This is a genomic window from Rhodoferax sp. ZS1R25, from assembly GCF_056521335.1.
The window spans coordinates 1,636,804-1,652,109 of sequence record NZ_JBWMAZ010000001.1; the positions used below are offsets into that span (position 1 = coordinate 1,636,804).

Sequence of the window (15,306 nt, forward strand, 5' to 3'; positions counted from 1 at the left end):
GCTGGGTGGCGTTGCAACTCTGATTGCCGCGCTGATGGGGTTCTTCATCGCCCGGAGCCTGAGCCACCAATTGGGCGGTGAGCCTGATGTGGCCGCTGATATTGCCAACAGAATTGCGGCGGGTGATCTGTCCAGCAAAATCGATCTCAAGCCAGGTGACAGAAGCAGCCTGATGGCGGCCATGAAGACGATGAACGACACGTTGCAGGGCCTGATCGCCCAGATGAGCCACATGTCCGCCGAGCACGACAAGGGAGATATTGATGTCGTGGTCAATAGCAGTGAATTCCGGGGCTCGTTCAAGACGATGGCTGAGGGCGTCAACACCATGGTGGGTGGTCACATTGCGGTCAAGAAAAAGGCGATGGCTTGCGTCAAGGAATTCGGTGATGGCAACTTCGATGCTCCGATGGAGAGGCTGCCCGGCAAGAAGGTGTTCATCAACGACATCATTGAACAGATGCGCGGCAATCTCAAGGGACTGATTGCTGAGATGAACTACATGTCAGTCGAACACGACAAGGGTGACATTGACGTCAAGATAGACGAAGGCAAGTTCAAGAACGATTTTGCACTGATGGCCAAGGGTGTTAACACCATGGTGTTTGGACACATTGAAGTCAAGAAAAAGGCCATGGCCTGCATCAAGGAATTTGGTGAAGGCAACCTTGACGCCCCTATGGAAAAACTGCCTGGCAAGAAAGTGTTCATCAACAACACCATCGAGCAGCTGCGCGGTAACCTCAAGGGCATCGTCGGTGAAATCCGGGACATCGTTGCCTCAGCCAACATGGGGGACTTCAGCACCAAGATGGCCTTGGAAGGCAAGGCAGGCTTCACCAAGGATCTCTCCGAGTTGCTCAACCAGCTCTCCGATACGGTTGACACCGCGTTCAAGGACACCATTCAGGTTGCCCAGGCGTTGGAGCGCGGTGACCTGACGCAGTTGGTTACCCGCAACTACGAAGGTGCTTTCGACCAAGTCAAGCAAGCCCTCAACAACACGGTAGCAAAGCTCTCGCAGGTCATAGGCGACGTCAATGCGGCGGCTGGCAACATTGCATCGATTAGCGAACAAGTCTCCACCACTGCCCAGAGTATGAGCCAGGCCAGCAGCGAGCAAGCAGCAAGCTTGGAAGAAACCAGCGCCTCGGTCGAGCAGATGAGCGCGAGCATCAACCAAAACACCGACAACGCCCGGGTCACTGACGGCATGGCCTCGCAAGCGGCCAAAGAGGCGGTTCAGGGTGGCGCGGCGGTGAAAGACACTGTGGCGGCAATGAAGAGCATTGCCGGCAAGATTGGCATCATCGATGACATCGCCTACCAGACCAACCTGCTAGCCTTGAACGCTGCCATTGAGGCTGCGCGTGCCGGGGAGCATGGCAAAGGTTTTGCTGTGGTGGCAGCCGAAGTGCGCAAGCTGGCCGAACGCAGCCAAGTGGCCGCGCAGGAAATCAGCACGCTGGCCGGCGGCAGCGTGGAGAAGGCCGAAAGCGCGGGCAAATTGCTGGATGCCATCGTGCCTGCCATTGGCAAGACCTCAGAGCTGGTGCAGGAGATTGCCGCGGCCAGTTCCGAGCAGTCCAGCGGCGTAGGCCAGATCAACACGGCCATGAATCAGCTCAACCAGATCACCCAGCAAAACGCCAGCAGCAGCGAGGAGCTGGCCGCCACGGCGGAAGAGATGAGCGGGCAGGCGGCGCAACTGCAAGAGGTGATGGGATTCTTCAGAACCGGGGAACACGCCCCAGCTCAGAGGAGTAAACCGGCTCATCCTACTTCTGTGGCCCCAAAGGCCACTGCAAACCGGGTGACAGCGTCCAGAAACATGCCGGTGAGTGAAGCTAGCTTTGTACGCTTCTAAGGAGGCCATGGCATGAACGCATTGGTAGAAGCGAGACAACAAACGCCTGCGCCAGTGGCCTGGGTTGTGCAGGGTGTGGGACAAACAGACCAGTACCTGACCTTCATGCTCGGAGGCGAGGTCTACGCCATGGGCATTCTGGTGATCAAGGAAATCATTGAGTATGGAAACTTGACCGAAGTGCCTCGCATGCCTGCTTTCATTCGCGGGGTCATCAACTTGCGTGGCGCGGTGGTGCCGGTGATCGACCTGAGTGCGCGTTTTGCCAAGGCAGCCACGACCGTCACACGGCGCACCTGTATCGTGATTGTGGAAGTGGCCAGCGGCAATTTCGCCGAAACCGAAACCCAGGTGGTGGGGGTGATGGTGGACGCGGTCAACGCGGTGCTGGAGATACCGAAAAACGAGATCGAACCCCCGCCGTCGTTTGGCGCTCACATCCGCGCCGATTTCATGACCGGTATGGGCAAGGTGAACGGCAAGTTCGTGATCATCCTCAACATCCATCATGTGCTCTCGGTGGATGAAATGGCAAGCTTGGCCGGCATGGCAGGCGGTGAAGCATCGCCAGCGTAGCCGAAGCGGCACGCGGGTTTCACAAACTAAACGGCAACACAGGGACAAAAATGGGAAAGCAAATGCGCGTGGGAACCAAGCTCGCACTGGGTTTTTGCCTCGTGGTGGCGCTGCAGGGCTGAGGAGATGAGCAAAAGCCGTGCTTGTACAGCCTACCAGTGTTGGATTGGTAAATACACCTGACCAATTTTATGGCCAAGCTCTTTCATACCACCTCGTTGGCTGGGCGTGCGCTACGCATGGCCGCCGCACGCATCGGTTTCGTTGCGTTACTGGGTGGGGTGGTCTCGTACTTCGTCAACCAAGCGGCCATCGAGGAGTCGGTGATCAAGCAGCTACTGCTTTCGACCGAACAGACTCTGCAGCGCGAATCTCTGCCGTTCAAAGAAATCAAGGATTTGGAGCGCAATTTTTTGCGGGAATTTCAGGATATCTATACACGTCCGGGTCAAAAGTCGATTCTGGTGCACGACTTTGATCGATTCTTCTATCGCCATCCGGATGGGTCCTACACCCAGCGCCCGGACTTGTTTGAGGGCAAGGCGCTTGCAGATGGTCGGCGGTTTGCTGGCATGTCGGCAACCTATGCCCCAGACATTCCCCCCAATGACGACACCAAGACGAGGTTTGCCCTGTCTTACATCCTCTCTCACAAGTACGGATCTAGTGCCCAGGGGCGATTGTTCAACTTTTATGGCGTCGTGCCGGAGAAGGGATTCCCGATCTTCCAGGCCAGTGACATCGCCCAGGTATTTACTTACTCTGGCCCCGACGCGCTGAAACTTGAGACCTACGAGTTCTATACAAAGGGATTTGCGGCACCGGATGAAGACGCGTTCTTCACCCGCATGTATTGGGATATCTCCAACAACGCGTGGATGACCACTATCGCTACTCCAGACGCGCTTGATACGTTTGGCAAGCACCAAGTGCTGGCATGTGTGGATGTGCTGCTGGATGAGCTGATGGGTCGAACAGCCCGGCCTTCCATTCAAGGGGCCTACAGCACTATTTTTTTGGCGGATGCCCAAGGTACGCTGATTTACCACCCGGAGTTCTTGAGCGACATCAAAAGTAGCGAAGGTACGGCTTCCATCCAATCGCTGCGCATCGCGACCGATTACCCACTACTTCAAGCGGCAAATGCACTTGTGCCTGGCAAAGCCACCATTGTTCATACGCAAGACGACATTATTGCTATGGGATCGATTCCCGGAACACCTTGGGTGTTGAGTGTGCACTATCCCCGAACGCTGATGGCACCTGACATTTATCGGAACCTGGCCATCGTAATTGTTCTGGGGCTAATGACTTTGCTGGTGGAGGTGTTTCTGCTGCGATCGATTTTGCAGAAACAGGTGGCTATCCCACTTCACCGGTTGATTCAGGCGGCGCAGCGCTTTGGGACTTCCAAAGGACGCCTGGACCAGGAAGCCCTTCCTAGTGAATCTGCTGACGAAATTGGCGCTCTGGCGCGCGAATTTGCAACCATGGTGGAGCGCGTGCAGGAGAGCCAATCACTGCTGGAATCCAAGGTTCGGGAGCGCACTGCAGAACTTGAAACGGCGAATCGGCAGTTGGAGGAGCTCAGTGTGACCGATGGGTTGACAGGTATTGCTAATCGTCGGCATTTTGACAAAGCACTGGAGCTGGAATGGCATCGCGCGCAGAGAGCAGGGACATCTCTGGCTTTGGCCATGATCGATGTGGATTGGTTTAAAAAATACAACGACCACTATGGTCACCAAGCAGGTGACGATTGTTTGCGTAGCGTTGCCCAAGTGTTGAAAGTACAGGCCTCCCGTGCGGGTGATCTGGTAGCCCGCTACGGTGGCGAGGAATTTGTCTTCTTGTCTGCGTCAACACACGCCGAGAGCGCGCTTCAGTTGGCCTATCGTTTGTGTGCAACCGTGCGAGCACATGTACTCGAGCACGCCCTTTCCCCGTTTGACTATGTGACCGTGAGTGCGGGCATTGCGGTGGTAGTGCCTACCAACGAGAGCAACCCGCAAGAGTTGTTAAAGAGCGCGGACGAGGCCTTGTACCGCGCGAAGGCAAATGGGCGCAATCAGGCTGTTCTGGCGAAATGAATTTGCGGTTCGAGTCTATTTATTCACGCAAGGAGATTCAGTAAATATATGGGCATGAAATCGCTAAGTGAGAAGGTGTTAGGCCGGGGGAATTTGTGGTTGACGGCTGTTCGGGATGCCTTCATTGTGCTCATGCCCTTGACCTTCTTGGGCTTGGTCGCACTGCTCCTGCAGCATTTTCCGTGGAGTGTCTACCGTGACACGATGACGTTTCTGTGGGGTGATGGTTGGCCGCAGCACTTGGAGCGGGTGATCAAGGCCTCGCACGGCATCTTTGGCATGGTGCTGGCATCGATGGTCGCCAGCCTGCTCGCGAGGCGCTTGATGCGTCCCTTATTCGAGGCGCCGGAAGTGCCCTCCATGATCGTTGCAATTTCGGCATTGATCAATTTCATGCTGATGGTCTCGGTGCGTCCATTGTTTGTGGATGGACTTGGCAGCGGAGGTATGTTGCACGGCATAGTCGTGGGAATCATTACGGCCGAATTGCTACGGCTTGCCTTCCAGTGGCGTTGGTTCCGGGTGAGCGATGGGCCTTATGAAGCCGATTCCATCTATCACCACGCGGTGCGGCTGACGCCCGCAGTCATTGCGGCGGGAGGATGCTTTTTCTTATTCGTGGAGTTGCTCGGGACCCTCCCTGCGGTTTCCCCCTATGTGCTGTCCCCCGTGGTGATTTGGGCTCAGTTGCAGCAGACCGATGCGACCTGGGTATTGAGCAGCTTGGCTGCTCTGCTGAATCAGGTAGCCTGGTTTTTTGGAATCCATGGGGCGAAAGTTCTCGACACCTACGGCGCTGCACTCTTTGCCCCTATTGGTTCGCCCTACACCAATGCCCTGGCATGGCGCCCGCTGTTCAACCACTTTGTTTTGATGGGCGGAGCGGGGTCCACGGTGTGCTTGGTGATTGCCATTTTGTGGAAGGTGAGGAAAGGGCCTCAACACCAGATTGCCAAATGGTCGGTGTTGCCAGCCCTCTTCAACATCAACGAGGCGGTGCTGTATGGGCTGCCGATTGTGTTGAATGGAATCTATGTGGTGCCGTTCCTCTGTATTCCTCTACTGTTCACTCTGATGACGGTGGCCACAACCGAGCTGGGGTTGATCAGCTTTCTGGCGGTGGACATTCCGTGGACGACTCCACCGATCGTGTCGGGGTGGCTGCTGACCGGCGGATGGCGAGGCGCTGCGTTGCAGTGTGTAGAAATGGCGCTGGGCGTTGCTCTCTATCTTCCGTTTGTGCGAAAGGCTGAAGTTGTACGCAAAGAGCGAGACGCTAAAGCCGTGGCCCATGCCCTTCAGCACATTGCAGATGAGAGTAAAAAATCGGGAAGATTTGTCATCGGCCACGACCAGACGGGTTTCGTTGCCAGAAGCCTGTTGGCTGATTTGCGCAAAGAGTTGAAAAGAAACGATGGCGAGTTGTGGCTTGCCTACCAGCCGAAGCACGATACCTTGGGGCGCTTGGTAGGCGTCGAAGCCTTGGTGCGTTGGAACCATGCGGCCTATGGCCCCATCTCACCGGTGGTGATGGTGGCGTTGACTGAAAACGGCAGTTCTATCCACAAGTTGGGCGGTTGGGTTTTGGAGCAAGCTTGCGCTTGCAAGGCCAGATGGAATGCCATGGGCTACCGGGAACTGACCATGGCTGTCAATCTTTCGCCCTTGCAATTGGAGGATAGTGCGCTGACCCGCAAGCTGGAAGATCTACTACATCGCCATGGGTTGAATCCATCAGAGATCGAACTGGAAATCACAGAATCTGCGGTAATCCCTGACAGTCAAGCTGCGGAGCTAACCTTGCAAAAATTTGCAGAGATAGGTGTTCGGCTCGCCATGGATGACTTCGGAATGGGGTACTCGTCGCTGTTGTACCTGCGTCGCTTTCAGGTGCATTCCATCAAGATTGACGGATCGTTGACGCGCGATGTTCTGAGTAATTGCACCAATGCCGACATCATCCGCACCATCGTTGCGTTGGGGCGCTCGCAGAAAGTGGAGGTGGTTGCCGAGTATGTAGAAACCCTGGAACAGCGAATGATGCTGGCGGACCTGGGGTGCGACATTTTTCAAGGCTACTTCCACAGCCCCGCGCTGTCAGAGAGACACTGCCTTGCGTATTTCGCCAAGAGCCAAAGTGCGTAAGCAGAAGCTTGTAGGGCTTAGTGGAGGTCTGCTGGAAACCTCCGTTGTTCTGTTGAATATTCAGTTGGGTAGCGCTACCAAGTGCCTATGCATTCATCAAAGTTGCACGCATTGACAAGTCGATTTTCGTGTACATCCTTGACGCGATATGGTCCGAAACATAAGCTCACTTAGTTCGATTGTTTCACTAAAAATCGACCCGTTGGAAGCGTCGCTCACCCACTGAAATTTTGGTGAGATGGTGCCGCGTGGAAGTTAACCAATAATGAATAAGCTGTCTGTTCCTGCTGCTGTCAAAAACGACGTCAACGAGTCGAATGTCGCCGTTGAGCTTGGCTTGGCCGACAGAGGGTGGCACATCTACAAGCCCAACGGCGAACAGGCCATTTTTGCGTTGCACCGTGCCACGGTCGCTGGGATGCAGCTGACCGAAACCCGATTGGGGCATTGCATTGGGCGACTTGACCCTGACAACCAAGATGGAACTTATGTCTCCATGGGCCTCACAGTATCGGGCATCAGTGCTATAGAGGGGCCGTATGGGCGCATCGCGCTGCAGGCTGGAGATGTATCACTGTGGCACAGCAGTGTCCCGATGAATTTCCATGTCCACGAGCCCTACCATCTTTTGAATCTGGTGTTTTGCGACAAGTATTTGAAGTCCGAAATACTGGATCTTCCGTCCGTCACTGGCATGCACTTTAGACCGCAGGATCCCTTTGGCTCCATTCTTAGCGGGTTTATGCAAGGGCTACTGAATGAATGGCAATTTCTGTCGGAAGCGGATCTGACATTGGCGTTGCTGGCAGCGCGGAGTCTGATGGTGAAGGCGGTACAAAAGAAAAAAGGGGAGCAGCTCGTCGTCAATCCGGATTCCAAACGGATGACGGCAGCGATGCGATTCATCGAGCAACACCTGTATGACCCCGAGCTAACGCCGAAAGAAATTGCAACCGCTTTGCACATGTCATTGCGCAGTTTGTATCTATTGTTCGCTCGGGCGGACCTGACGATTCGGGGATTCATACGTGATCGTCGTCTGGAGGATTGCCGGGTCACCATCGCCAGCAAGCGTACAGATTTGAATATGAAACAGCTGGCCTTAAGTCGTGGGTTCAACGATTTGTCGGGTTTCAGTCGGTCCTTCAAACGCAAGTACGGCATGTCTCCTATGGAATTTTGCAAGTGGGTTTCCACTCCATCGCAAGAAATACAGGTACCAATCGACGGGGAATTTTGTGGCTGAATGGATGCACTCTGAGACGACAGTTTTCTTTTCGTTACTGATCGCTGCTTTGTTGTTGGCGGCCATATTTTTTGCTTTTTTTCATATACGCAAGAGATACCTAGGTCTGGAAATGAATATAAAAAAATATGCTATTTCCAATAAGCTCTTTATTGGATTGGAAGCCGCTCTCACGCAGTTGCATGTTCTGGAAAAAATCCATTTGCTCAACGTGCATCAGAAACTGGCTCAAGAAGTAGAAATGTTGTTGGGTGCACTCTGGATTGACATTGAAAAGACATTGGGCCAATTCGCGTCGGTGAACTATGTGGGGAAGCAGAATTTTTCAGTGTTGTTAGTGCACGGAGGGTTTGACCTCTACAAGCAAATGCAGCAGGACTTCATCGGTCATTCCAATTTGGGTGAAAAAGCATTTGCGCACCATCTGCTGAATTCGCAAGGGAGAGACTTGCGCGAGAGCTTGGAGAGCGTTCTTAAATCCGGACGTGAAAATAATTTCAAATATTTGTTTGCGGAATACCAAGTGAATGGCGCGTTGGATTTCGCCTGGACGGTGTACCCCGTAATTTTGATATTTTTGTCCTTTGCAACATTTGTTGGGGTGTATGCATTTCACTAAGCCTCCTTTCTTGTATTGGGTCACCCGATATGCGGTGATTCATTCGGTCGTAAAAACTATTGGCGATGAATATGTATAACTTTCGCATTGGTATCCGAAATCGTTGGTGTGATTGAAGGCATAGCGTTTCAAACCAATATCTTGGCACTGAATGCCGCCGTTGAGGCAGCCCGTGCAGGAGAGCACGGCCGCGGTTTTGCTGTTGTTGCGTCAGAAGTGCGCAGCTTGGCGGGAAGAAGTGCCCAAGCAGCACGCGAAATCAAGTTACTGATTGGTACCAGTGTCGAAAACGTGGATCGTGGGTCTTTGCTGGTGGATCGTGCAGGTACAACGATGCTGGAAGTGATCGAATCTATCCGCAAGGTGACGGAAATCGTCGGAGAGATTAGTCGCGCCAGTGAAGCGCAGCGTGTGGGTGTGTTGCACATTGAACAGGCTATCGTTCAAATGGACCAGTCCACACAACAGAATGCCGCATTGGTGGAGGAGATGGCCGCCGCTGCCTCCAGTTTGAACGGCCAAGCAAAGCAACTGCTGGGGGCTGCAGGGGTGTTCGTTCTTCGATTGGCGCCCCATTAGGAATTTGTACATGCCAGTTGAAGTGGGTTAGAGAAACTATGAAATTTATTAAGAACTTGAAAATTGGTTCCCGTCTCGGCATTTGCTTCGGCGTTGTGTTGATTCTGCTGGCTTGTGTAGCTGGGCTGGGGTTGAGTCGTATGGCCCAAATCGACCAGGCGACGAAACAAATCACGCATGTCAATATTCCAGAGATCAAGCTGGCTGTAAGCATGCGTATTAGTGTCAACCGAGTTGGCGCGGCCGCGCGTGACATTGTGTTGTTGACAGATGACGCTGAGTCGATGGCAGCGGCCGAAGATTTGAAGAAGTTCCGCGCTGACTACGATGCGAACGAAGAAAGTTTGGGGAAGATGCTCGACACCCAGTTTGACACGATGTCGAAAAAGAAAGAGCTTTTTTCCAAAATTAAGGAATTGAAGAACCAAGCACGCCCGTCTTTGAGCAAAGTGGTGGAGTTGGGGTTGGCGGACAGGAACGAGGAGGCAGTCGCGGTTCTCATGAAAGAGGCCTTGCCTGCGCAACGTGCTTGGTTGTCTGCGTTGGGGGAGCTCGCGGATTTCGAAACCAAGGCCAGTGACGATGCAGCTACGGCCGCAGAGCAGACTTATGAGGATGCAAAAACTCTCGTTCTGACTCTCAGTGCCTTGGCCATGTTATTGGGCATCGGGGCGGCCATTTTGATTGCGCGCTCGATCGTGATCCCCATCAAGGATGCTGTGCAGTTGACGCAAACAATCGCTGCAGGAGATTTGTCCTCCCACATCGAGATCAAAGGTCGCGATGAAACTGGCGAGTTAATGGTTGCCATGAAGAATATGCAGGAAAACCTGACGAAGGTCGTTTCTGCGGTACGCGAAGGCGCTGAAAGCGTTTCTACGGCTTCCGCAGAAATCGCGCAGGGTAACCACGATCTCAGTGCTCGCACCGAAAGCCAAGCGAGCGCGCTAGAAGAAACAGCGGCTTCTATGGAAGAGCTGAGTGCCACCGTAAAGCAAAATGCCGACAATGCCCGTCAGGCCAACCAATTGGCCCAAAGCGCCAGTACCGTGGCGATCAAAGGAGGCGACGTAGTTGCGCAGGTCGTTGACACCATGAAAGGCATCAATGATTCCTCCCGAAAAATCTCAGACATCATCAGTGTGATCGATGGGATCGCTTTTCAGACCAATATTTTGGCGCTGAACGCGGCGGTGGAAGCCGCGCGTGCGGGTGAGCAGGGCCGTGGCTTTGCGGTGGTGGCCTCTGAAGTGCGTAGCTTGGCAGGACGCAGTGCTGAGGCCGCAAAGGAAATCAAGATACTGATCGGCACCAGTGTGGAACGAGTCGAGCAAGGTACGGCACTGGTTGACCGAGCGGGAGCCACGATGACCGAAGTGGTGGGCTCGATTCGCCGGGTCACTGATCTCATGGGTGAAATCAGCGCGGCAAGTTCAGAGCAGAGTGCCGGGGTGGGCCAGGTGGGGGAGGCAGTGACACAGATGGACCAAGCCACCCAACAGAACGCGGCGCTAGTGGAGCAGATGGCAGCGGCGGCATCGAGTCTCAAGAGTCAGGCGCAAGAGCTGGTCGGTACTGTAGCGGTGTTCAAGTTGTACCAAGGGGAGAAACATGCCTTTACCCCACAGTCGGGTGAATTGCATACTGGTAGAAATGCCCCGCCGTTTATGTTGCCAGCTTAGGGGTGTAAGCTTGACCGAAATCGAGTTGCGCCCGAGAGTCATTAAATGAAGTATTGGTGTACGCAGACCGAATGTGTACGCTGAGAAAACCGTCCGATTAGCGACCGTTTTGAACGGAAACTACTGGTTATTGTTAGTTGACCTCGGGTCCGGGGAGTTTGCCGTCATGACGTATTTGCAGCAGTTGATGCGTTGGCTTTTTAGAAATTTTCCCCCTAGGAAAACTGACCGCAGTTTCCTTACCCGGTCGGCTGTTCCCATGCCTTCGGCTAAGGATGAGACGGCAATGACCCAAACAACTCAAGTGCCATTGGAACGGCAGTTGATCGCAGAAATCAGTGAGCGGCAGCGTGAGGAAAAACTTCAGAACTATGAGGATTTTGGTCACCACTGGTCTCGTCTGGCTGCAAACATTCCTGGGTTCATGCACATCTTTTGTCTGAACCAAGATGGGCAGTCCAATGCTTTATTTGCCAGCGCGGGCATCCAACATATTTACGGTCTGCAGCCCGAAGACGTCGCCGACACTGCAGCGCATCTGGTCGACTTGCTGCATCCCGATGATCGTGCACGCATTCAAGCGGCTATTGCCGAGTCTGCTAAAAATCTGACACCGTTCAACGCTGAATTCCGCATACGCCACCCCCAAAAAGGCGAGATATGGGCCGAAGCCCGCTCGATGCCCGAAGCCGACCCGGACGGCAGCATTCTTTGGTACGGCATTACTCTGGATATTACCGAGCGCAAGCGGCTAGAGCATGCAGTCGCCGTTCGGGGCAAAGAACTCCATGCCCTCTCGAAGTCCTCGCCGGGCATGATGGGCAGCTTCCATTTGCGGTCCGACGGGTCCATCTGCATGCCTTATGTGTCTCCCAACATCTGGGATTTGTTCGGCCTGCTTCCACAAGACGTCGCCAATAGCGCAGCGCCCCTTTTGGCAATGACCCATCCGGACGATGCCCAGCGGGTGAACGCCTCGATTGCTGAGTCTGCCCGCACTATGACCCCCTGGCGCGTGGAGTACCGGGTTCTGCACCCCACCCGCGGCGAGCGCTGGATGGAAGGACGTACCAACCCGGAGCCTCATCCGGACGGAGGTACCGTGTGGTACGGATATGTGCACGACATCACCGACCGCAAATGCATGGAAGGTGCGTTGGTTGCATCCCAGACTCAGTACCGCATCGTGTTCGAGTCCGCCAATGACGGCATCTTTTTGCATCGAATTGTTCAGCGCAATGGGGTCATCGAGTTCATCCTTCACGACCTAAACCGCAAGGGCTGCGAGCTGTGGGGGCATTCCCGTGAAGATATTTTGAGCGGGAACTTTGATTTGCTCGCCATGAGCGAGCCGCCCTATACCTTTGAGGAGGCCACACGGCGCAACCACCTTGCCGCAGCGGGGCAGCCGCAGCTGTTTGACTGGATGCTCAAACGTGGAGATGGTTCAAAAACCTGGGGTGAAGTCAACCTGCGCCAAGTGCAGATTGATGGGGAAGATTTTTTGCTGGCAGTAATGCGTGACATCAATGAACGCAAATACATGGAAGAGCAGCTGCGAAATCGGGAGCAAGAATTCCGCACGCTAGTTGAAAACTCCTCCGACACCATCGCCCGCTATGACCGCCACAATCGTCGCATATACGCCAACCCCCAGTTGGTGACCAGCATGGGGGGAGACCTGGCGCGCATTCTGGGTGCAACGCCCTCGCAGTACCCCGGCGGTGCCTCCGCGCAGGAATACGAAAACCTGCTCCAGCAGGTTATTGACTCTGGTGAGGAGCGAGACTTTGAGCTGCGCTGGAAGACTGCAGACTCGGAGCATTGTTCCCAGATTCACATGACGCCAGAGTTTGACCGTGAAGATCGAGTAACTCATGTGTTGGCGGTTGGGCGCGATATCTCGGAAATTGACCGTTACCGAAAAAAAATCCACAACCACGCTTTTTTTGACAGCTTGACTGGACTGCCGAACCGACAGTTGTTGTCCGATCGGATTTCCCAAACGATTGCTGACGCCGCCTATCACGGACATCAGGTTGGCTTGATGCTGCTGGATCTGGACAATTTCAAACAGGTCAACGACACGCTGGGGCATCAAGCAGGGGATCTTTTGCTGCGCGAGGCCGCCATGCGCATGCAGGGTTGTGTACGAGCCTACGATACGGTGGCGCGCCTGGGGGGCGATGAGTTCGCAGTGCTGCTGCCTGACATGCGAAAAGGCGATGACCTGGCCACCATTGCCGACAAGATATTGCACGAATTGGCGGAGTCCTTCACGATAGACGGAAGGGAACTGTTCGTCACTTGCAGTCTGGGAATTGCGCTTTATCCCGATGACAGTAGCGAGGTCGATGCGCTCTTTAAATATGCCGATTCCGCCATGTACCACGCCAAGAAGCTTGGGCGCAACAATTTCCAGTTTTACGCCAAGGAATTGACGTACCGTACGCTCGAACGCATGGAGATCGAGGTGGCCCTGCGCAAGGCGCAGAAGAATGGTGAATTGGCTTTGTACTACCAGCCTCAAATAGAGCTACAAACAGGTCGCATTACAGGTGCCGAAGCGCTGCTCCGGTGGTTTTGGCCGGGTCATGGGCTGACTGCACCAGACCGGTTCATCTCGATCGCAGAAGACTCCGGACTGATCGTGGAGATGGGTGAATGGGTTCTTCGAACTGCCTGTGCCACGATTGTGGACTGGAATCGTGGGCGAGAGATTCCACTCATCATGGCGGTAAACCTTTCTACGCGGCAGTTCATGCGCAATGACCTCGTGGACTCAGTGCGCCGTGCACTGGCTGAAACCGCCTGCAAACCGGAATGGCTGGAATTGGAAATCACTGAGAGCCTGCTATTAGAGGACAGCACTGGTGTGGCTACCATGCTGGCCGAGTTGCACGACATGGGTTTGTCTATTTCCATTGATGACTTTGGCACCGGCTATTCCGCGCTGAGTTATCTTCATCGGTTTCCTGTACATCAGCTCAAGATTGACCGTTCCTTCATCTGCAATATTCCCGAACAACGCGACAAGAGCGAATTGGTGAAGGCCATGCTGTCCATCACAACTGCCCTGCGGCTCGAGTCTGTGGCAGAGGGTGTGGAAACGCCAGAGCAGGCGCAATACCTGCTGGCGCAAGGTTGCCAATTTGCACAGGGGTACTTGTTTGGCAGGCCCATGGCACGGGTGGACTTTGAGTCTTGGGTTGGCATCAAGGTGTGACTCTTGCTTTCAGCATTGACCGCAAATCGAAGGCACTTCGTTGGCTCGCCACAGAAGCCTGAACGCGCCAGCACAAACAGAGTTGAGTATGCAAGACCATCCAAAAAATATAGGGTATCAAACTGGATTCACACTCGTTGAGTTGGTCATGGTGGTGCTTATCCTGGGCGTTCTTAGTGCGGTAGCCCTGCCAAAATTCGTGGATCTCGGAACTTCTGCCCGTGTGGCTACGGTCAACGCGCTGATGGGCACCATTCACACCACCGCCAACAACTTTCGTATGGCATGTGCCGTCACTTCGGGTTGCGACATCTCTGCCCAGATGGGTACGCTGACCTACCAAGGCAAGACCTATGGAATGAACTATGGATGGATAGGCGCCGGAACCAGCATCAACACGAACTTGGTCGATATGGCCATCACGTCCAGCGGATTTACCGTATCCATCGCCAACCCGAACACTATCTTCAAGCTCAACGCAGCGAAAAATCCTGCCACATGTTCTGTCACCTACGGCAATGCCTGGGCTACTGCCACGCCACACGACTACACCTATAGCGTCAACACCAGTGGTTGCTAAACAGAGCTGACTGCCTGGCTAGTGAATGCCACGGTGCGGCAAAATGTCGACAGCGCCCGCGAGGCGAATCAGCTGGAATTCAGTTGCGCATTCGCGCGATTTCCGCAACTGAAAGGTTGAGTCCATGTACTCTCACTTGTTTGTTGGCGTCACCGACTTTGAGCGCGCTTTAGTCTTCTACACGCCCGTGCTCCAGGCTCTGAACCTACAGCTCCGCTTTTGTGAACGGGAGCGGCCGTGGGCTGGTTGGCAAAAGCCGGGCGAGGCGCGCCCGCTATTCCTGATTGGTAAACCCTTCGAAGGCGAGCACCAGCCCGGCAACGGGCAGATGACGGCCTTTCTGGCCGACAGCCGCGCGGTGGTGGATGCCGTGTACCGAGCTGCATTGGCGAACGGCGGCACTAGTGAAGGCGCACCGGGTCTGCGGCCTGAGTACCACGCCCACTACTACGGTGCTTACTTTCGGGATACGGAGGGGAATAAGCTGTGTGTGGCTTGCCATGTGGCAGAAGGGTGATCGCTTGCTCGCTTCTGCAATGCGGCGGAAGCGGTAGTACGCAGATTCGCCAAAATGGAGAATACCCGGAACGTGGGAATCGCTGCAGTCTAGACTGCGAGCGACTTCCCGTCACAACTCGCGCTCAGTTTATTCCCGAGCCGCCGGAATATCTCGCAACTTCTACGGCATACATTGCA

General features: G+C 54.4%; 10 protein-coding genes and 1 pseudogene. All 11 read left to right on the forward strand.

All coding sequences use genetic code 11. From position 1 onward, the window contains the following. Window positions 1-328 precede the first annotated feature (328 nt). The gene (locus tag AC097R_RS07815; RefSeq protein WP_479598109.1) at window positions 329-1,867 is read left to right on the forward strand and encodes a methyl-accepting chemotaxis protein; all 1,539 of its coding nucleotides are present in this window, start codon (window positions 329-331) and stop codon (window positions 1,865-1,867) included. A gap of 12 nt (window positions 1,868-1,879) precedes the next feature. Continuing rightward, window positions 1,880-2,443 carry a chemotaxis protein CheW gene (locus tag AC097R_RS07820; protein WP_479597381.1) on the forward strand — a complete coding sequence of 188 codons (564 nt, stop codon included), beginning with the start codon at window positions 1,880-1,882 and terminating at the stop codon, window positions 2,441-2,443. Between the two features lie 191 nt (window positions 2,444-2,634). Then, window positions 2,635-4,533, forward strand: a complete 1,899-nt coding sequence (locus tag AC097R_RS07825) for a GGDEF domain-containing protein (RefSeq protein WP_479597383.1) — start codon at window positions 2,635-2,637, stop codon at window positions 4,531-4,533. A 48-nt stretch (window positions 4,534-4,581) separates the two neighbouring features. Then, window positions 4,582-6,678: an EAL domain-containing protein gene (locus AC097R_RS07830; RefSeq protein ID WP_479597385.1), complete on the forward strand. Its 2,097-nt coding sequence runs from the start codon at window positions 4,582-4,584 to the stop codon at window positions 6,676-6,678. A gap of 265 nt (window positions 6,679-6,943) precedes the next feature. Continuing rightward, window positions 6,944-7,924, forward strand: a complete 981-nt coding sequence (locus tag AC097R_RS07835; protein WP_479597387.1) for a helix-turn-helix domain-containing protein — start codon at window positions 6,944-6,946, stop codon at window positions 7,922-7,924. Continuing rightward, window positions 7,917-8,543, forward strand: a complete 627-nt coding sequence (locus tag AC097R_RS07840) for a hypothetical protein (protein WP_479597389.1) — start codon at window positions 7,917-7,919, stop codon at window positions 8,541-8,543. Before AC097R_RS07835 ends, AC097R_RS07840 begins: the two co-directional genes overlap by 8 nt. A gap of 90 nt (window positions 8,544-8,633) precedes the next feature. Then, window positions 8,634-9,122 (forward strand): annotated as a pseudogene (locus AC097R_RS07845) (methyl-accepting chemotaxis protein); the annotation flags it as partial. Window positions 9,123-9,160: 38 nt separating this feature from the next. After that, on the forward strand, window positions 9,161-10,804 hold the full coding sequence (locus AC097R_RS07850) for a methyl-accepting chemotaxis protein (protein WP_479597391.1): 1,644 nt from the start codon (window positions 9,161-9,163) through the stop codon (window positions 10,802-10,804). Between the two features lie 286 nt (window positions 10,805-11,090). Further along, window positions 11,091-14,030, forward strand: coding sequence for a sensor domain-containing protein (locus tag AC097R_RS07855; RefSeq protein WP_479597393.1), 2,940 nt, complete (start codon window positions 11,091-11,093; stop codon window positions 14,028-14,030). A gap of 88 nt (window positions 14,031-14,118) precedes the next feature. Next, window positions 14,119-14,610 carry a type II secretion system protein gene (locus tag AC097R_RS07860; protein ID WP_479597395.1) on the forward strand — a complete coding sequence of 164 codons (492 nt, stop codon included), beginning with the start codon at window positions 14,119-14,121 and terminating at the stop codon, window positions 14,608-14,610. Window positions 14,611-14,734: 124 nt separating this feature from the next. Next, window positions 14,735-15,127, forward strand: coding sequence for a VOC family protein (locus tag AC097R_RS07865; RefSeq protein ID WP_479597397.1), 393 nt, complete (start codon window positions 14,735-14,737; stop codon window positions 15,125-15,127). Window positions 15,128-15,306 lie beyond the last annotated feature (179 nt).

Excerpts from the sequence above, each read along its gene's own strand:
- AC097R_RS07815 (WP_479598109.1), top strand. The coding sequence starts at position 329 with ATGGTGGGTGGTCACATTGCGGTCAAGAAAAAGGCGATGGCTTGCGTC.
- AC097R_RS07820 (WP_479597381.1), top strand. The coding sequence starts at position 1,880 with ATGAACGCATTGGTAGAAGCGAGACAACAAACGCCTGCGCCAGTGGCC.
- AC097R_RS07825 (WP_479597383.1), top strand. The coding sequence starts at position 2,635 with ATGGCCAAGCTCTTTCATACCACCTCGTTGGCTGGGCGTGCGCTACGC.
- AC097R_RS07830 (WP_479597385.1), top strand. The coding sequence starts at position 4,582 with ATGGGCATGAAATCGCTAAGTGAGAAGGTGTTAGGCCGGGGGAATTTG.
- AC097R_RS07835 (WP_479597387.1), top strand. The coding sequence starts at position 6,944 with ATGAATAAGCTGTCTGTTCCTGCTGCTGTCAAAAACGACGTCAACGAG.
- AC097R_RS07850 (WP_479597391.1), top strand. The coding sequence starts at position 9,161 with ATGAAATTTATTAAGAACTTGAAAATTGGTTCCCGTCTCGGCATTTGC.
- AC097R_RS07855 (WP_479597393.1), top strand. The coding sequence starts at position 11,091 with ATGACCCAAACAACTCAAGTGCCATTGGAACGGCAGTTGATCGCAGAA.
- AC097R_RS07860 (WP_479597395.1), top strand. The coding sequence starts at position 14,119 with ATGCAAGACCATCCAAAAAATATAGGGTATCAAACTGGATTCACACTC.
- AC097R_RS07865 (WP_479597397.1), top strand. The coding sequence starts at position 14,735 with ATGTACTCTCACTTGTTTGTTGGCGTCACCGACTTTGAGCGCGCTTTA.